This is a genomic window from Streptomyces sp. NPDC111516 (genome assembly GCF_055635345.1).
In genome coordinates, this window is the sequence record NZ_JBVKBV010000021.1 from 123268 (window position 1) to 139387 (window position 16120).

9 protein-coding genes and 1 tRNA gene are annotated in these 16120 nt (G+C 69.1%); 7 read left to right on the forward strand and 3 right to left on the reverse strand.

Annotated elements, in window-relative coordinates; genetic code table 11:
• Window positions 1-291: 291 nt before the first annotated feature.
• The 6 genes from topA (at window position 292) to ACZ7L9_RS30080 (ending at window position 11267) form a co-directional block, all read left to right on the forward strand.
• On the forward strand, window positions 292-3189 hold the full coding sequence (gene topA / locus ACZ7L9_RS30055; RefSeq protein ID WP_471420064.1) for a type I DNA topoisomerase: 2898 nt from the start codon (window positions 292-294) through the stop codon (window positions 3187-3189).
• Between the two features lie 296 nt (window positions 3190-3485).
• Window positions 3486-6668, forward strand: a complete 3183-nt coding sequence (tmk, locus tag ACZ7L9_RS30060; protein WP_471420066.1) for a dTMP kinase — start codon at window positions 3486-3488, stop codon at window positions 6666-6668.
• Window positions 6669-6856: 188 nt separating this feature from the next.
• Complete coding sequence (locus ACZ7L9_RS30065; RefSeq protein ID WP_471420068.1) at window positions 6857-8062, forward strand: DNA polymerase III subunit delta'; 1206 nt, start codon at window positions 6857-6859, stop codon at window positions 8060-8062.
• A gap of 136 nt (window positions 8063-8198) precedes the next feature.
• The gene (locus ACZ7L9_RS30070; protein ID WP_471420070.1) at window positions 8199-9743 is read left to right on the forward strand and encodes an alpha/beta hydrolase; all 1545 of its coding nucleotides are present in this window, start codon (window positions 8199-8201) and stop codon (window positions 9741-9743) included.
• Between the two features lie 141 nt (window positions 9744-9884).
• Window positions 9885-9958: transfer RNA gene (locus ACZ7L9_RS30075), tRNA-Thr, on the forward strand.
• Between the two features lie 475 nt (window positions 9959-10433).
• Window positions 10434-11267 (forward strand): DUF6615 family protein, encoded by an 834-nt coding sequence (locus ACZ7L9_RS30080; RefSeq protein ID WP_471420090.1) that lies wholly within the window; start codon window positions 10434-10436, stop codon window positions 11265-11267.
• Between the two features lie 295 nt (window positions 11268-11562).
• Here the strand turns inward: ACZ7L9_RS30080 and ACZ7L9_RS30085 are convergent, their stop codons facing one another.
• Window positions 11563-12234: a TetR/AcrR family transcriptional regulator gene (locus ACZ7L9_RS30085; protein ID WP_471420072.1), complete on the reverse strand. Its 672-nt coding sequence runs from the start codon at window positions 12232-12234 to the stop codon at window positions 11563-11565.
• 61 nt (window positions 12235-12295) lie between these two features.
• Here ACZ7L9_RS30085 and ACZ7L9_RS30090 point away from each other — a divergent pair, with 61 nt between their 5' ends.
• Window positions 12296-13270 carry a hypothetical protein gene (locus tag ACZ7L9_RS30090; protein WP_471420074.1) on the forward strand — a complete coding sequence of 325 codons (975 nt, stop codon included), beginning with the start codon at window positions 12296-12298 and terminating at the stop codon, window positions 13268-13270.
• Here ACZ7L9_RS30090 and ACZ7L9_RS30095 read toward each other — a convergent pair whose 3' ends face one another.
• Both ACZ7L9_RS30095 and ACZ7L9_RS30100 read right to left on the reverse strand, forming a co-directional pair.
• Window positions 13271-14446, reverse strand: a complete 1176-nt coding sequence (locus ACZ7L9_RS30095; protein ID WP_471420076.1) for a hypothetical protein — start codon at window positions 14444-14446, stop codon at window positions 13271-13273.
• Between the two features lie 188 nt (window positions 14447-14634).
• Complete coding sequence (locus ACZ7L9_RS30100) at window positions 14635-14862, reverse strand: hypothetical protein (RefSeq protein ID WP_471420078.1); 228 nt, start codon at window positions 14860-14862, stop codon at window positions 14635-14637.
• Window positions 14863-16120: the final 1258 nt, after the last annotated feature.

Genomic DNA, 16120 nt, shown 5'->3' on the forward strand with positions numbered 1-16120 from the left:
GAGGCGGAGAACACGCCCGGGGCGCCCGGGTGCCCGACGCCGGCAGTCCCGCTTTGCAGCGCCGTCGCACCGCTCGGAAACCCGCAGACAGCGGCCGTGTCCACAGGGGAGCGGGTGGTCCGGGCGGCAGGAATGGCGGAAGTCGGGTTACCGTTCGAGTGGCCGTTGCGGGCTTTTGCCGTTTGACACGGGGGCGGGTTGTACCGTCACACTCCGCAGCGACAGCACCGTCGGCAGCGTCATCGCGCTGCCCGGATGCCCACTGAGTGTCGACCGGAGAGAAGAGCGAAGTTGTCCCCGACCAGCGAGACCGCACAGGGCGGCCGCCGACTCGTCATCGTCGAGTCGCCTGCCAAGGCGAAGACGATCAAGGGCTACCTCGGCCCCGGATACGTCGTCGAGGCGAGCGTCGGGCACATCCGCGACCTGCCGAACGGCGCCGCAGAAGTCCCCGACGAGTACACCGGCGAGGTCCGTCGGCTCGGCGTCGACGTCGAGCATGACTTCCAGCCCGTCTATGTCGTCAACGCAGATAAGAAGGCGCAGGTCAGGAAGCTCAAGCAGCTGCTGGCCGAGTCCGATGAACTCTTCCTCGCCACCGATGAGGACCGCGAGGGCGAAGCCATCGCGTGGCACCTGCAGGAAGTCCTGAAGCCCAAGGTCCCGGTCCACCGGATGGTCTTCCACGAGATCACCAAGGACGCGATCCGGGCCGCCGTCGCCAACCCGCGCGAGCTCAACCAGCGCATGGTCGACGCCCAGGAGACCCGCCGCATTCTCGACCGCCTCTACGGCTACGAGGTCTCGCCGGTCCTGTGGAAGAAGGTCATGCCGCGCCTGTCGGCCGGCCGAGTCCAGTCCGTGGCGACCCGTCTCGTCGTCGAGCGGGAGCGCGAGCGCATCGCCTTCCGTTCCGCCGAGTACTGGGACCTGACCGGCACCTTCGCCACCGGCCGCACCGGTGACGCCTCCGACCCGTCGGCCCTCGCCGCCCGCCTCAGTTCGGTCGACGGCCGTCGGATCGCCCAGGGCCGTGACTTCGGTCCGGACGGGCAGCTGAAGTCCGGCTCCGGCCAGACGCTGCACCTGGACGAGACGAACGCCCGCGCCCTGGCCGCCGCGCTCGCCGATGCCACGTTCGCCGTACGGTCCGTCGAGTCGAAGCCGTACCGCCGCTCCCCGTACGCCCCGTTCCGGACGACGACCCTCCAGCAGGAGGCGAGCCGGAAGCTGGGCTTCGGGGCCAAGGCCACCATGCAGGTCGCGCAGAAGCTGTACGAGAACGGCTTCATCACCTACATGCGTACCGACTCCACGACCCTCTCCGACACCGCGATCTCCGCGGCAAGGGCGCAGGTCACGCAGTTGTATGGCGCCGACTACCTGCCGGACAAGCCGCGCATGTACGCCGGAAAGGTCAAGAACGCGCAGGAGGCGCACGAGGCGATCCGCCCCTCCGGCGACCGCTTCCGCACCCCTGCCGAGACCGGCCTCACCGGCGACCAGTTCCGGCTCTACGAGCTGATCTGGAAGCGGACCGTCGCCTCCCAGATGAAGGACGCGGTCGGCAACTCCGTCACCGTCAAGATCGGCGGCCGGGCGAGCGACGGCCGGGACGCCGAGTTCTCCGCGTCCGGCAAGACGATCACCTTCCACGGCTTCATGAAGGCGTACGTCGAAGGCGCCGACGACCCGAACGCCGAGCTCGACGACCGTGAGCGGCGCCTCCCGCAGGTCGCCGAGGGCGACGCGCTGTCCGCCGAGGAGATCTCGGTCGACGGCCACGCCACCAAGCCGCCGGCCCGTTACACCGAGGCCTCGCTGGTCAAGGAGCTCGAAGAGCGCGAGATCGGCCGCCCGTCGACGTACGCCTCGATCATCGGCACGATCCTGGACCGTGGCTACGTCTTCAAGAAGGGCACGGCCCTGGTGCCGTCCTTCCTCTCGTTCGCCGTGGTCAACCTGCTGGAGAAGCACTTCGGCCGGCTCGTCGACTACGACTTCACCGCGAAGATGGAGGACGATCTCGACCGCATCGCGCGGGGCGAGGCCCAGGCTGTGCCGTGGCTGAAGCGCTTCTACTTCGGCGCGGGCGACGACACGGCCGGAGCGGGCGCGGCCTCCGACGCGGGCAACGGCGACGGCGACCACCTCGGCGGTCTGAAGGAGCTCGTCACCGACCTCGGCGCGATCGACGCGCGGGAGATCTCCTCGTTCCCCGTCGGCAACGACATCAAGCTCCGCGTCGGCCGGTACGGCCCGTACATCGAGCGCGGCGAGAAGGACTCCGAGGGCCACCAGCGCGCGGACGTGCCGGAGGACCTGGCGCCCGACGAGCTGTCCGTCGAGTACGCGGAGGAGCTGCTGGCCAAGCCGAGTGGCGACTTCGAGCTCGGTGCGGACCCGATCACCGGGCACCAGATCATCGCCAAGGACGGGCGGTACGGCCCGTACGTCACCGAGGTGCTGCCCGAGGGCACCCCGAAGACCGGCAAGAACGCGGTGAAGCCGCGGACGGCCTCGCTCTTCAAGTCCATGTCGCTGGACACGGTGACGCTGGCCGACGCGCTCAAGCTGATGTCGCTGCCGCGTGTCGTCGGCGAGGACGCCGAGGGTGTCGAGATCACCGCGCAGAACGGCCGCTACGGTCCGTACCTGAAGAAGGGCACGGACTCGCGTTCGCTGACCTCCGAGGACCAGCTCTTCGACATCACCCTTGAAGATGCCCTCGCGATCTACGCTCAGCCCAAGCAGCGCGGCCGCGCCGCCGCGAAGCCGCCGCTGAAGGAACTGGGCACGGACCCGGTGAGCGGGGCTCCGGTCGTGGTCAAGGACGGGCGTTTCGGTGCGTACGTCACCGACGGCGAGACCAACGCGACGCTGCGGACCGGCGACAGCGTCGAGACCATCACGCCGGAGCGCGGCTACGAGCTGCTCGCCGAGAAGCGCGCCAAGGGGCCCGCCAAGAAGACGGCGAAGAAGGCCCCGGCGAAGAAGGCCCCGGCCAAGAAGGCGACCGCCAAGAAGACGGCGGCCAAGAAGACGACCGCGGCCAAGAAGACCGTGGCGAAGACGGCCACCGCGAAGAAGACGACGGCAGCCAAGAAGACTGCGGCAGCCAAGAAGACGGCGGCAGCCAAGAAGGCGACCGCGGCGAAGTCGACCGCTGCGGCGTCTGTGGAGGACTGACCGGACGACGGGTCCGATCGCCGGAGGGGCTGGGTTTCCCGGCCCCTCCGGCGATTGCGTGCCGGGGCGGGCGGTACGGGACGGTGCCCGCGGCGGGCCGTTCCCCTACCCGTTCCTTCGTGAACCGGGGCTCTGCCCCGGCCCCGCTCCTCAAACGCCGGAGGGACCGGAAAGCCACCTCGGACGCGGGAGAGTCCGGGAACGACCCGTCCATTGCCGGAGGGGCTGGAGCCCTGGGCGCCCATATGTTCGGGCTGGGCCTCCAGGGACCCCTCCGCTCCGGATAGGCTGGGCGGATGACGCGAGCCGAGCAGCCAACGGTCGTGAGCCCCACCTCCGACACACTTGCCGCAGACTCACGCGAGCGCGCCGTACGAGCCCTGTTGCGTGTTCCCCCGCTGAAGCGGTTGTGGAGCGCCCAGCTCGTCGGCAGTATCGGCGATGCACTCGCCCTTCTCGTGTTGGTGCTGCTGTCGCTGCAAGCGGCGGTCCTTGAGGGCTCATTCGGAGCTGGATACCGAGGGGCGGCGTTTGCCGTTGCCGCGGTGTTCGGTGCCCGGATCCTTGCCACCCTGCTCTTCGGAGCCGTACTCCTGGGGCCGCTGACGACGCTCACCGCGCCCGGAGGACCGCTGGACCGGCGGTGGCTGATGATCGGGACGGACGGGCTGCGGCTCGCGCTGCTGGTCGTCGCACCGCTGTGGATCGACTGGATGCCCGACAAGGCACTCATGATGATCCTCATCACCGTTTTCGTCGTCGGCGCCGCCGAACGCCTGTGGACGGTTGCCAAGGACGGCGCAGCCCCCGCGCTGCTGCCCGCCCCGCCCCCCGAGGGCGCCGCGGTACGCCCGCTGCCCGACCGTCTCGACGCACTGCGCCGGCTCTCCATCCGTACCGACTTCGCCGCCATTCCGGCCGCCGCGGCCGTCCTGCTGATCGCCACGCTCGTCGGCGCTCTGCTGGGCTCCGGCCTGGAGTGGTTCTCGCTCCACCAGGCGGCCCTCGGTTCGTACGTCGCGGCTGGGCTCTTCTCGGCCTCGATCTCCATCCTGTACTTCCTGGAACTGCCCGGTACGAAGACACCCCGCCCGCGCTCGCCGCTGGAGGGCCTGCGCCGGCCGTCGGCCGGCAGCGGCCCCGACAAGGGCCGCACCGGAGCCGTACCGCTGCTCGTCGGCGCCTCGGCCGTCGTCGCCGGGGCCATTGCCGCCGCTGCCGCCGTCGCCGTACTGCACGCAACCGAGCTGGGGGGCGGGCCCGCCACCTTCGCCCTGCTGATCCTCGGTCTGACCGGCGCCACGGGTGTCGGCATCCGTACCGCGGGGAAGGTGCTGCCCGCGCTGTCGCGGCGCCGGCTGCTCGCGCTGGCCATCGCCGTCACCGGCATCGGGCTCCTCGCCATGGGCCTCGTGCCGGACACGGCGACCGTGCTCATGATCGCGGTGCTCGCCGGATACGCCGCGGGTGTCGCCGCCGGCACCGGTCATGTCCTGGTCGACCAGGAGACCGAGGAGTTCCGCCGGGCCAGGACCACGGAACACCTCCAGGCTGTCGTACGGGTGCTCATCGCGCTCGGCGCGCTCGCGGGCCCGCTGCTGGCCGCCGCGATCGGCACCCACCGACTGACCTCCGGCGACTTCGTCTTCGCCCACGGCGGGGCGGCCTTCGCCCTGATGCTGATCGGTGCGCTGCTGCTGCCCGTCGCCGTGATCGTCCTCGCGAAGACGGACGACCGCTCCGGCGTGCCGCTGCGCCGCGATCTGCGCGAGGCGCTGCGCGGCGGCGACCCGGCCGTCGCCCCCGCCGCGACCGGTTTCTTCCTCGTCCTGGAGGGCGGCGACGGCGCCGGAAAGTCCACCCAGGTCGAGGCGCTTGCCGAGTGGATCCGTGCCAAGGGCCACGAGGTGGTCGTCACCCGCGAGCCGGGCGCCACGCCGGTCGGCAAGCGGCTGCGCTCGATCCTGCTCGACGTGTCTTCGGCCGGGCTCTCCAACCGGGCCGAGGCGCTGCTGTACGCCGCCGACCGCGCCGAGCATGTCGACTCGGTCGTCCGCCCGGCGCTGGAGCGCGGCGCGGTCGTCATCTCCGACCGCTACATCGACTCGTCCGTCGCCTACCAGGGCGCGGGCCGCGATCTCTCCCCGACCGAGATCGCCCGGATCTCGCGGTGGGCGACGAGCGGACTCGTACCGCATCTGACGGTGCTTCTGGACGTTGCGCCGGAGACCGCGCGGGAACGGTTCACCGAGGCGCCCGACCGGCTGGAGTCCGAGCCGCCCGAGTTCCATGCCCGGGTGCGGTCCGGCTTCCTGACGCTGGCCGCGGCCGACCCGACCCGCTACCTGGTGGTGGACGCGGGCCAGGATCCGGAATCGATCACCACGGTCGTACGCCACCGGCTCGACCAGCTCCTTCCGCTCTCCGAGGCCGAGATCAAGGCCCAGGAGGAAGCGCGCAAGGCTGCCGAGGAGGAGGCCAGGCGCAAGGCTGAGGAAGAGGCGGCCCGCAAGGCCGAGGAGGAGCGGCTGGAGCGCGAGCGGCAGGCACAGCTCGCCAAGCTCCGTGCCGAGGAGGAGGAGCGCAAGCGCCGCGAGCTGGAGGAAGCACGCCGGCGCGAGGCCGAGCGGCAGGCGGAGGAGGCCCGGCAGCGCGCCGAGGAAGCCCGCCGTCTGGCCGAGGAGGAGCGGGTCAGGCGGGAGGCCGAGGAGGCGGCCCACGAGGCCGAGCAGGCCCGACTGCGCAGGCAGGCCGAGGAGGAGGCCCGGCTGCGCAAGGAGGCCGAGGCGCGGCGGCTGGAGAAGCAGCGCAAGGCTGAAGAGGCGTTGTTGCGGGCCGAGGAGGCCCGTCGGCGGGCCGAGGCCGAGGCGGCTGCCGCGGCGGAGTCGGCCCGGGCGGAGGAAGCCGCGTCGGCGTCCGTGCCGGACAACGAGATCACGGTGCCGACTCCGATCGTCAACCCGAACGATGTGACGCAGCCGGTGCCGTCGCCGGTCACCCCGTCCTCGCCCGGATCCACGCCGTCCGACGAGGCCGAGACGGCGATGATTCCGAAGATCCACGACCGTTCGGGCCGTACCGAGCGCCCTGGTGCGGACGAGACGGCGGTTCTTCCTCCGGTACGGGACGTGCGCGACGCTCGGGACACGGACCCGGTGGACCGGGTCCCGCGGGGCATCTTCCGTGACGAGCGCCCGGCGGGACCGGCTCAGGAGAACGAGAACGAGCGCACCCGCGAGCTTCCGCAGATCGGCGACCCGCACGCGGCGGCCCCGCGGCCGGTTCAGGGCCACGGGGACGACCGGGAACGTCCGGAACGCCAGGAACAGGAGGAGCGCCGGGGCCGGCGTCCTCGCCCCGACTGGGCCGAGGAGACTCCGCTGGACGATCTGCCGACGCTGGCGGACGAGCTGCTGGGCGACCACCGCGACGACGAGGACTCGGACTCCTCGGGCCGGAGGCGGCGACCGCGCCGCTGATCCGCAACGGCTGCCGGGCGGGCCCGCCCGGCAGCCGGACTGCCGTCCCGCCCGCGCTGCCGGACTGCCGGGATTGTCAGACCCGTCCCGCACAATGGGAAGCCGGATCGACAAGCAGCGACATCACAGCCGCGCGACCGCATCGCACGACAGCCGCGCGGCGCACACCACCTGAAGGGCGGTGACCCATGACCGTATGGGACGACCTGGTCGGCCAGGACCGAGTGCAGAAGCAACTCGGTGCCGCCGCCCGGGACGCCGATGCGCTGGTCACCGCCAACTCCGCGGGGGAGCCGGTGCCCCCGGGGTCGAAGATGACCCATGCCTGGCTGTTCACCGGCCCGCCGGGCTCCGGCCGATCCACCGCAGCCCGCGCCTTCGCGGCCGCCCTCCAGTGCACCAGCCCCGACCGGGCCCTGGGCGGCGCGCCGGGCTGCGGTTTCTGCGACGGCTGCCACACCAGCCTCATCGGTACCCACGCCGACGTCGAGGTGGTCCGTACCGATCTGCTCTCCATCGGCGTGAAGGAGACCCGCGAGCTGGTCCGCCGCGCCCAGCTCTCCCCTGCCGTCGGCCGCTGGCAGGTCATCGTCCTGGAGGACGCCGACCGGCTCACCGAAGGCGCGGGGAACGTCCTGCTGAAGGCAGTCGAGGAGCCCGCGCCGCGCACGGTGTGGCTGCTCTGCGCGCCCGCTCTCGAAGACGTGCTGCCCACCATCCGTTCCCGCTGCCGTCACCTCACCCTGCGCACACCGCCGGTGGACGCGGTGGCCGACGTCCTGATCCGGCGCGACGGCATCGATCCGGAGCGGGCCGCGTCCGCTGCCCGTGCCACCCAGGGCCACATCGACAGGGCCCGCCGCCTGGCCACCGACGAGGGGGCCCGTTCCCGTCGCGCCGCCGTGCTCAAGCTGCCGCTGCGCGTCGAGGACATCGGGGGCTGCCTCAAGGCCGCCCAGGAGCTGATCGACACCGCCACCGATGACGCCAAGCAGGTCTCGGAGGAGGTCGACGCCAAGGAGACGGAAGAGATGAAGGCGGCGCTCGGCGCCGCCGCCGGTGGGCGGATGCCGCGCGGCACGGCCGGGGTGATGAAGGAGCTGGAGGACAGACAGAAGCGCCGCAAGACCCGTACCCAGCGCGACAGCCTCGATCTCGCTCTCACCGACCTGACCGGCTTCTACCGCGACGTACTGGCGATCCAGCTGGGCTCGCGCATCGCCATCGCCAACGCGGACGCACAGGACGCCCTCGACCGCATCGCCCGCTCCTCCACACCCGAACGCACCCTGCGCCGGATAGAGGCGGTGATCGCCTGCCGCCGGGCGCTGGACCGCAATGTGGCCCCACTGCTCGCGGTGGAGGCGATGACGATGGCGCTGCGTGCGGGCTGAGGCCGGGCAGCGCCGCCGCCCGTCGTCACTCGACAACGCGCATCACCATTTGTCGCCACGTGTCACCTCTGCCACTGCTTTCACCCGTACGAGCGGGGAATCGGGTGAGCCGTCACGCGGCGACTACGCTCCGGGGATGGACACCAGGCGCCCGCTCCGTATCCTTGCCACCGCGCTCGGCACTGCCGGCCTCCTCATCTCCGGCTGCAGCAGTGTCAGTTCCACGAGCTCCTCGCAGTCCAGCGCGTCCGTACCGTCCGCCGCATCCGTCCCCGCCGCGCTCAAGCCGTACTACGCGCAGCAGTTGAACTGGCGGGACTGCGGCGTCGAGGGGTTCCAGTGCACGACGATGAAGGCGCCCCTGGACTACGCGCAGCCGGACGGCGGCGACATCAAGCTGGCCGTCTCCCGTGTGAAGGCCACCGGACCCGGCGAGCGGATCGGCTCCCTCCTGGTGAATCCGGGCGGTCCCGGCGGTTCGGCCATCGGCTATCTCCAGAGCTACGCGGCCGTCGGTTACCCCGCCCAGGTCCGGGCCCGCTACGACATGGTCGCCATCGACCCGCGCGGCGTGGACCGCAGTGAGCCCGTCGAGTGCCTCACCGGTCCGCAGATGGACGCCTACACCCAGGTCGACCAGACACCCGACAACGCCGACGAGGTCGCCAGGCTGAGCAGCGCCTACAAGCAGTTCGCAAGCGGCTGCGAGCGCCGCTCCGGCGAGATCCTGCCGCATGTCTCCACCGTCGAGACGGCACGGGACATGGACATGCTGCGCGCCCTGCTCGGTGACGAGAAGCTGCACTACGTCGGGGCTTCGTACGGCACCTATCTCGGCGCGACGTACGCCGAACTCTTCCCCGCCCGGGTCGGCCGCCTGGTCCTGGACGGGGCGATGGACCCGTCGCTCCCCGCCGTCGAAGTGAACCGTGACCAGACCGCGGGCTTCGAGACCGCGTTCCAGTCCTTCGCCGCCGACTGCCTCAAGAAGGCGGACTGTCCGCTCGGCACCACCTCCAGCGCCGACGCGGCCACCCGCCTGAAGCAGCTCTTCGCCCACCTCGACGCCCGGCCGATCCCCACCGGCGACTCCCGCGCGCTCACGGAATCCCTCGCCACGACGGGAGTCATCGCCGCGATGTACGACGAGTCGGCCTGGCCCCGGCTCCGCGAGGCCCTCACCGGCGCCGAGAAGGGCGACGGCTCCGGCCTGCTCTCCCTGTCGGACAGCTACTACGAACGCGAACCGAACGGCACGTACGCGAACCTGATGTCCGCCAACGCCGCGGTGAACTGCCTGGACCTGCCGCCCGCCTTCGCCGACGCCGATGCCGCCGCCCAGGCGCTTCCGAGTTTCGAGAAGGCGTCCCCGGTCTTCGGCAGGACCTTCACCTGGGCCGCCCTGAACTGCGCCCACTGGCCGGTCCGGCCCACCGGCACCCCCCACCGCATCGAGGCGAAGGGCGCGGACCCGATCGTCGTGGTCGGCACCACCCGCGACCCGGCCACCCCGTACAAGTGGGCCGAGTCCCTGGCCGGCCAGCTCTCCTCCGGCACCCTCCTCACGTACCGCGGCGACGGCCACACGGCCTACGGCCGCGGCAGCGACTGCATCGACACGGCGATCAACACCTACCTCCTGGACGGCACCCCGCCGAGCGAGGGCAAGCAGTGCTCCTGATGCCGCCCGGCCCACCGCAGATCTGCCACTGACCTGCCACTGACCTGCGAAGACGGTCCGGAACCGGGCTGGTGCGGAGCACCCCCGGAAACTGTGTAGACTTGGCGACGCTGCTGATCGCACCATGGTGCGACAGGGTGTGCCGCCTTAGCTCAGTTGGCCAGAGCAACGCACTCGTAATGCGTAGGTCTCGGGTTCGAATCCCGAAGGCGGCTCCGAGAAACCCCAGGACTCACTCGCCGTGACCTGGGGTTTTTTCATGTTGAGGTCGTGACGGGATGCTCGGCCGCAGCGGCGTGGAGGGGCTTGCGTGAGCGATGCGTGAGCGGATGGGCCTTGAAGAGGTGCACCGCCGAGCGCTGCGGTGCATGATCTGGCATTCACCTCAAACCGCAGCGACGCAGTGCCATCAGCGGCTCAGGGTGGCGAAGCCAGGCACTCGGAACGTAGAGAGGTGAAGGCGGGTTGGAGCGCTGCAACTGTGGTCAACAGGTTGGTAAGAATGACACCTTTTGTCGGGCTTGTGGTGTGCGTACCTCTTCGGCTGGCTCGCTGTGTGGAACTCTCAGTCGGCGTGCCGAGCTGACCTTTGAAGCCTTGGCTGCCGAACACCGCAGGGGTTGGCCGTCGAGTGAGGTGACACACACCGAGGAGAATCTCCGGGCCATCGATCGGGCCCATGGTGACCGGGTGGCGATCCATCCGTTCGCGAGCGATGAGGAACGCTCGAACGGAGCGGACTGGGAGTGGTGGTTTCACTCTGGCGCCGTAGGGTTCGGTATGCGCGTCCAAGCGAAGCGCGCCAACCGAAACGGCGGATACGACCTACGATATCGACCCGATGGCGATAGGTACCAGAGTGATCTTCTGATCGAAGACGCCATCAAGGCAGGTTGCATTCCAGCCTACGTCTTCTACAACCACCTCAACTGGCCACAGAGACGTCCAGGGAAGCCGTGGTTGGGCTGCGACCATGGCACCTTCAATGAGGGTCAGCTGGGATGCACCATAGCGTCAGCCCTGGTTGTCAAGCAGACGCTTCGCGGAGCGCGCGCGAGCTCGCGATACGTGAAGGATCGCAGTCGCCCTTGGAACCGCATCCTTTGTGATGGGAGTGAATCCAGTGCGCCAAGCTTGGAAGTTGCTTACGGGAGGGTGCTGAGTCTGCACCAGGCAGCTCTTGCGGAGCTTGAGGGGGAGACGGAGCTCTCGGAAAACTCTCCAGTAGTGGCTAGATCTCCGATCCGGTTGGCCAACCCAGAGGAGCCGAGCCGGGTTGATCGTCATCAGCACGGTGGCGAGCATGGCCGCGGGCAGGCTGAGCGTGACGAGACGACGTGTGGTGCAGCGCCGCTTAGTCCAACTGAACGTGCACTTCGCGGACAACTATGGGAAATGGCAGACCGTCCGGTGGGTCGGCTTCCGCAGCGCGTACGAGCCATGGTCCGTGGCGCTGAGGGGGAGCCGGCCGACGAGCGAGTTGCAGGTGCGGTGCTAGTGAATCTCGGCTCCGCTGAGACTTGAGGTCCCCGGGTCGCGAACGGCAGCCATCCCGGAGACAGCGACGCTACCGAGAGCCCTGTTTCTTGGGCTTCTTCAAGTCGCCCTTCTTCTTGCCCTTGGCCCGGTCTTTCGCTTTGGCCTTTGCCTTCCTGGTGGCCTTCGCGGCCTTTCGGGCGGCCTGCTCGGCCTCGGTCCGACGCTGGAGGGGGACCAGCTTGGCCGTCGCCTCGGCAGCGCTCTTCCCGACGTGAGGCAGGACACTTAATGGTGACGTCGGGTATTGGAACTGTCTGAATGCCTCGGCTGAGCTGCGGGGTTACTGAGGGAGCCGTAGCTCCTGCGACGTCTGGTCGGCGGCGGCGTGGAGTCCGGGGCAGAGAAGGTTGAATGCCTGGACTGCCGCTGTGGCGACGCTGTCGCGGGCGTCGGTGGGTGGTTCGCCGGACAGGAATCGTCGTTGCAGTTCGCGCAAGGCGGCCCGGTGTGTGCCGGCGATGGCGCCCGCGAGGAGCGTGAGCATCGGGTGGTCGCCCTGGTTCGGTCCGGTGGAGGTGTTCGGCGGGTGTTCGGCCAGGGCGGTCGCCAGCGCAGCCTCGGCGCGTTCGCTGATCTCGCGTTCGCGTGCGCGCAGTGCGGCGCTGTCGTGGATGACCTGCCAGAACCGGGGCGCGTCGGAGTGGAGCCCGAGTGCGGGGTCGTCGTGCCGCAGGGCGTCCAGCAGGTCGTCGCGGATGGTTTCCACTGGGCAGGCGTCGGGTGCACGGTTGCGTACCAGTGTGGCGAGATGGCCCTCTACTTCTGCCTGGCGATCGAAGAAGAGGTCTTCCTTGGTGGGGAAGTAGTTGAACACGGTGTTGGCGGAGACGCCTGCGTGTCGTGCCACCTCGACGACCGTGACCTGGTCGAAGCCGTGCTCCAGGAAGAGGGGCAGGGCCGCGTCGGCGATTGCCGTGCGGGTCTGCTGCTTCTTGATCTCTCGAAGGCCCATACCCAGATGATAGTGTCACCGCAAAATTGCAGTGACACCAAGATTTGAGGGTGGGGCAAGCATGACCTTGCACTTCGGCATCTATCCCGGCGGGATCCTGGGCGACGACCAGGGCGTCGTCCACCCGGTCCGCCCGGATGTGCCGGACCACATCACCGAGGCACTTGACGCGCTCCAAGGCGACACGGCCACCCTGTCGGTGCGCGCCTATCAGTCGTTCGCCGCCACCGTGACGCCGCTGGAACCGCCCACGCCCGCCGATCCCACGACGTATCTCCAACGGGGCCGCAAGCTGGACCTCGTGCTGCAGTTCCGTGAGCCGTCCGGCGAGTTGGAGGGGTGGCTGGAGTTCGTCCGCGGGGCCGTCCGCGCCGGTGGGCCGCACCTGGAATCCGTCCAGATCTGCGAAGAGCCCAACGCCGACCTGCCCGTGGTCGACGGCAGCATCCCCAACGTTCTGAATGCGCTCGTTGAGGGGGTTGTCGCGGCCAAGCAGCAGGCCCGGGCCCTGGGTCTCAGTGTGGCGGTCGGTTTCAACGCCGTGCCGACCTTCAATCCGGCCGACACCTTCTGGTCCGAGCTCGGCGCCCTGGCCGACGACCGCTTCCGGCAGAGCCTGGACTACGTCGGCCTGGACTTCTTCCCGGACGTGTTCCGTCCCATCGCCGCTGAGCAGCTGGCGGAAGCGGTCACTGCGGTCCTCACCGCATTCCGATGCACCGACCTGCAGAGGGCCGGCATCCCCGACAGCGTCGCGATCCGCATCTGCGAGAACGGCTGGCCCACAGGCCCGGGCCGCAACGAGCAGCGACAGGCCGCGGTCCTCGAAACCGTCGTGCGGACCGTGGCCGCCCTCTCCGCCGACTTGAACATCGACGGATACTCGTTCTTTGCCCTGCGAGATGCCGACAGCACCGCCGAGGGGCTCTTCCACCGCTTCGGCCTGCTGCGCGACGACTACACCCCCAAGCCAGCCTTCGAAACATACCGGCGCCTCATCAACGAACTGGGCAGTCCGCCGGTCGCGCCACACTGATCATCGGAGGTCACGTACGTCTTTTCCTTGCTGGAGCGATCGGGGAGTTCGTTGGCTGATCTCGGCGGCGTAGGTGGTCCAGTCGCCTGCGGAAAGCCGCTGCCAGGCGACGGCGACGTCGGTGTGGATGCCCAGGGCGCGGGCGAGGATCGCGGCGGGGATCTCGGTGGCGAGCTGGAAGAGTGCGGTGCTGCGGGCCTGGTTGGGCCGGATTCCGAGCTGGTTGAGGCGTTGTGTCAGCTGTGTGGTGCTGATTGGCCGTCCGGGCTGGCCGCCGGGGAAGAGCCATGGAGATGGGGCAAGGGCGCCGATGGTCGCGTGGCCCTTGCGGTTCGCGGCGACCACGCGGGCCAGTGCGGCGACGGGTTCGGGGAGCTGGACGGGTGCATTGCCGAGGTGGAGACGTACTTCCTGGGAGCCGACCTCAACGTCCTCGATGGTCAACCGATGGATCGCCGATGGTCCCTGGGCATAGAGGAGGAGAAGCAGCCCTGCGAGCCGGTCCTCGGGTTTGAGGGTGTCGTCGTGCAGGAGCTGGCGTGCGACCTTCCAGCGGTGCTCGTCGTCGAGTGGCTGGGTGGGGCCGTTCCAGCGGACTGCGGGGACATGGACGGTGGCGAGCTTGTTGGTGCGGGCCCAGCGGATGAAATGCCCGGCCGTCTGGCGGTGGGTGGCGGAGTCATCGGTGAGCCACCGGTCGAGGTCGGCTTGCTGGCAGGTGTCCAGCGTGAGGTCGTGGGCGGCCAGCCAGTTCAGGAAGGCGGCGGCTGCGTTGGTGCGTTGACGTGCGGACATGAACTGCTGCGGGGTGATAGGGCGGCCATTGTTGCGTCGGCGGAGTCGTCGGACCAGGTGCCAGATCGCGTACCGGTGCAGGACTTTGCGCTGTTCGGGGCTCTGCTGGGCTGCGAGGAGACCGGTGAGGAAGCGTTCGAGGCGGACCATGTACTCGTCGCGCTCGGGCAGGGCGCCGACGCCGACGAGGACTTGGCGAAGGTGGGCGAGCAGCGGACTGTCAGGCAGTTCGTCGAGGGCCTCCCCGCGGGTCCGTAGTGGTGTGAGCGGGGAGAGCTCCCATCTCGTCCACCGTCGACCCAGGCAGAGCCGAGCAGACGCGGCCCCTGGCGTCAAGGTCGTTCGTACAGTGGCGCGCTCCACCTTGACGCCCTGAACCACGCCCGCTCCACGGTGTGTGGGTCGACGGCGGACGGGATGGGAGCTAGGGACGGTGGTGGGTTGAGGCGAGAGAGTATGCGGGAGGTAGTGGCCAACGGAGGGAACAGGGCCCAAAAAACACGAGGGTCCTCGATTCCGAGGTCACACCACAGCATCGGTCGACGGTGAGGAGGCAAACGGTCTGCGTATCAAGAGGATTCCTCCGGTGTGGTGTCGTAGAGGTGCAATCTGGTTCCGTCAGGGCCGTACACGTCCAGCACGTAGCCCTGAGCGAGGCTGACGCCCTGTCTGGTGAGGAAGGACGTCATTGTCTCCGCGAAGTCGTCGAAGCTGCCCCCGTAGCCGGCCTGTTTGCGGGTCCACACCGTCAGCCGGAGCACACCTTCGGAGTTCTTCGCATACTTGAGCCCGTACACGTCCCGGTCTCCGCCCGCACCGCGATATCGGGCCGCAAGGTCACTGTCGGCGCTGGCAGGGGATGCGCTGGTGGTCGGCGGGCCACCAGCGCGCGAATCGCCGGCACTGCATCCCGACAGCAAAACCACTGCGGCCAACACACAGGCGGGAAGAGTTCTTTTCATTCCTTTAGTGTGCCAACTGGTCAGCCTCGGGCCTGAATCGAGACCAGTGCTCAGCCGATAGTCAGTGCAGGTCCCCGTAAGGCGCGTCCAGCGGGCGGTCTCTGGGTCGTCCGAGGCAGCTCGGCAGTGGCCAACAACGATCAATGACGACCACTCGGGCGTACCGGAGAGCCCCACGACCAGCAAAAACTCAGGCCACCAAGATCCCCGGCAAGACCCAGAAGAACTGACAGCAGATCTGTCAAGAGGGAGTCGGTCGGCTGACACCGACGGCTGACATCAACAGGTGCGTACAGCGTCGACCAACGCCGAATGGCAACGGACGATCCGCCAAGAAGACCGGCCGGTTGGCCGACGTTGCCGACTCCCCGTGATCGACCTGATAAGGATGAGGCCAGACCTCAAAGCTCGGGTACAACGCGGGGTGCCACCTCAGCCGAAGGGTGGCGCCCCGCCAGCTTGACTCGGTCATCAAGACTCCATCGACCTCAGATGCTTCGTAGACGCCCGCGGTGATTACATCCGAGCGGGCCCGAGAGATCGTTAACACCCATCTCGCACAGATGCAGCCGTACCCTCCGGAGGAGGGCGTGACCGCTGGTGCACCGCTCGCTATTTAGGCTGTGCCTGAAGCGCTCTCGTATCTGGTGGAGGGCGCAAGCGCCTGCCAGGATCAGGCTGTGAATGAGCCTTCGATTTCGGCGAGATTGAACAGAGCCCTCGACTGGGCAGGGCTGCCCCTGTCCGCCCTCCTTCTTTGGATCGGCATCAGGGACTACCGGGCCGGCGGGTCCGTGGGTTGGCCAATCGGCGGAGCACTACTGGTTCTGGTCAGCCTCTGGGTGGTCTATCGCGGGTTGCCTCGCCGGAGCAGTAAGACGACCGAGTCACCGTAGGCGTACAGCAGCGCCGTACCGCAACCCCAGCAACCGCCCCCGTCCGCTACCGTCTCTCTGGGGCCTCGTAGCGGCCGGTATGACCGCTGCTGACCGATCCGGCTAGAAGACTCATGAAGATCTTGGGGTTCTGGCCCCGCCGCGTGAGCGGCGGGGCCAGACTCTTTGTTGTGGTGATGGGGGAATGGGCCGGAGAG